At 65.8% G+C, this 2,299-nt stretch carries 3 protein-coding genes; all 3 read left to right on the top strand.

Annotated elements, in window-relative coordinates; all coding sequences use genetic code 11:
- Positions 1 to 288: CBS domain-containing protein (locus tag WAN71_RS14155; protein ID WP_422225938.1), on the top strand; the 288-nt coding region annotated here is incomplete at its 5' end.
- The gene (locus WAN71_RS14150; RefSeq protein WP_422225937.1) at positions 285 to 830 is read left to right on the top strand and encodes a DUF1003 domain-containing protein; all 546 of its coding nucleotides are present in this window, start codon (positions 285 to 287) and stop codon (positions 828 to 830) included. The genes WAN71_RS14155 and WAN71_RS14150, both read left to right, overlap by 4 nt.
- A 435-nt stretch (positions 831 to 1,265) precedes the next feature.
- The coding region (locus WAN71_RS14145; RefSeq protein ID WP_422225939.1) for a lytic transglycosylase domain-containing protein at positions 1,266 to 2,299 on the top strand (1,034 nt) is incomplete at its 3' end.

Here is a 2,299-nt window from a genome sequence, read left to right as displayed (position 1 = left end):
CATTACCTGGGATGTGTGCACTTGCAGCGACTGCTGCGCGAGCCACCGGCCATGCTGGTCGGCGGGATTGTCGACACCGATCTGCCTGTCCTGGCACCAGAAACCTCGCTGCCGATGCTGACCCGCTACTTCGCCGCCTACAACCTGGTTTGCGGGCCCGTGGTCGACGAACAGCACCACCTGCTGGGCGCGGTGACCGTGGATGACGTACTCGACCATCTGCTGCCGCACGACTGGCGCGCCAGCAGCGACGTGGTCTCGCTGGACGCGGCCGGAGGAGCGTCGTGAGCAAGTCGGCGCCGCGGCAGCGGCTGTATACCCCGCGCACCTCGCGACTGGTCGCGCCGCGGGTGGACCCCGATGCCGTCGGGCAGTTCACCGAATCCATCGCCCGGTTCTTCGGCACGGGCAGTTACCTGCTGATTCAGACGGTCCTGGTCGTGGTGTGGATCGTGATCAACATCGTCGCGGTCAGCCTGCGTTGGGACCCCTACCCGTTTATCCTGCTCAATCTGGCGTTTTCCACCCAGGCCGCCTACGCGGCGCCGCTGATCCTGCTGGCCCAAAACCGCCAAGAGAACCGGGACCGCGTCGCGCTCGAAGAGGATCGTCGCCGAGACCAGGAGATGAAGGCCGACACCGAATTCCTGGCCCGGGAGCTGGCCGCGCTGCGGCTGGCGATCGGCGATGTCGCAAAGAACCGCGAACACCTGCGCCACGAACTGGAAGGTCTGCGCGGCCTGCTGGAAGACCGACATCCGGACAAGGCAAACAAAACGTTGGCGCCTAGCGGCGATGGTTCAGATGCGCGGGCCGCGAAGTCCACTTAAAAATGCCTACGGGCGAAATAAAATTTTCGCGGACAGATCTTGAAAATCCGTCCGCCGTTTGACCTCGCGCAACCCGGTATCGGCGCTGGGCACAGACTCGGCGATTGTGGCCTTTGTGATCAGAGAGTTATGTATCGTGACTTAGGTCACGAAGCTCAAAGTGGTTTCACAAGTGCCTAATAGGGCTCGAATATTGAGGACGGTCGAGTGCGCATCGGGGGAGGCCTGGCTCTTGCAAAGATGCGGCAGCGGATAATTCGCGTGCCGCGGACCCCCAAGATGCCTGCTGTCCTCGTCACCGCTCTCGCTACCGTCCGGCACTCAACGGTTCGCGCCGCCCGGGCCACGAAAATCCCTGCCGCCTTCGTTGCCGTCGTTGCGGCGGTGCAGCAGTCGCTGACCCGTACCGCACGGAGCCCGGCATTCGGTGTTGCGATGATCGCCTGCCTGGTCTTCGCCGGAGTCGTGGGCGCCGCGGCCCCACCATTCCCGGTGCCGAGGTCGACGCTGCGCGACGCCGCCATCACCCCGGTTGCCGCGGTCGCTCCCGCCTCCACCGATCCGACGGGGCCAATGGTGATCTCGGTCCAACATCCGAAGATCGGCTTCCACATCGCGGCGGCCCCCACGGTGTCGGCTCCCCCGCCGTTGGGAGTGGTGAATACACCTGGCGCGCTTGGCATTCCAACGATGGCACTGTCCGCCTACCGCAACGCCGAACGGATGATGGCCGGAGCTGACCCTGGCTGCGGCATCAGCTGGAACCTGCTCGCCGGTATCGGGCGCATCGAATCGATGCACGCCAACGGCGGCGCCACCGATGTGCACGGCAACGCGATCCGACCCATCTACGGCCCAGCGCTGGATGGCACGCTGCCCGGCAACGAGGTCATCGTCCAAGGCGATACTGGCGGTCGCATCACCTACGCCCGCGCAGTGGGTCCGATGCAGTTCTTGCCGGGCACTTGGGCGCGCTATGCCTCCGACGGCGACGGCGATGGCGTGGCCGATCCGCAGAACTTGTACGACGCCACGCTGGGCGCCGCTCGCTATCTGTGCAGCGGCGGGCTGAACCTGCGCGACCAGTCTCAGGTGCTGGCCGCGATCCTGCGCTACAACAACTCCATGCCGTATGCCCAAAACGTGCTGGGCTGGGCAGCGGCGTACGCCACCGGCGTGGTCCCGGTCGACCTGCCGCCGTTGACCGGACCCCCACCGCCGCTGGGCGACGCACACCTGGAGAACCCCGAGGGGCTCGGGCCGAACCTCCCCCTCAACATCCACGGCTTGCCGTCCACCGACCCGCTGGCGCAGATGCCGCTGATCGACCTCACTGGGACCAGTAGCCCCAACCAGCCGTGGCAGCGGACCGCCGCTCCCCGCCCGTCATGCACAGTGATCTGCATCGGCCAAGACGCTGAAATGCCGCCTCAGTTCTCATTGAACACACCACCACCTGCTGCTCCGGC

It is taken from the genome of Mycobacterium sp. (assembly GCF_049280035.1).
In the GTDB taxonomy this organism is placed as follows: domain Bacteria; phylum Actinomycetota; class Actinomycetes; order Mycobacteriales; family Mycobacteriaceae; genus Mycobacterium.
This window is presented reverse-complemented; position numbering and strand designations above follow the sequence as displayed.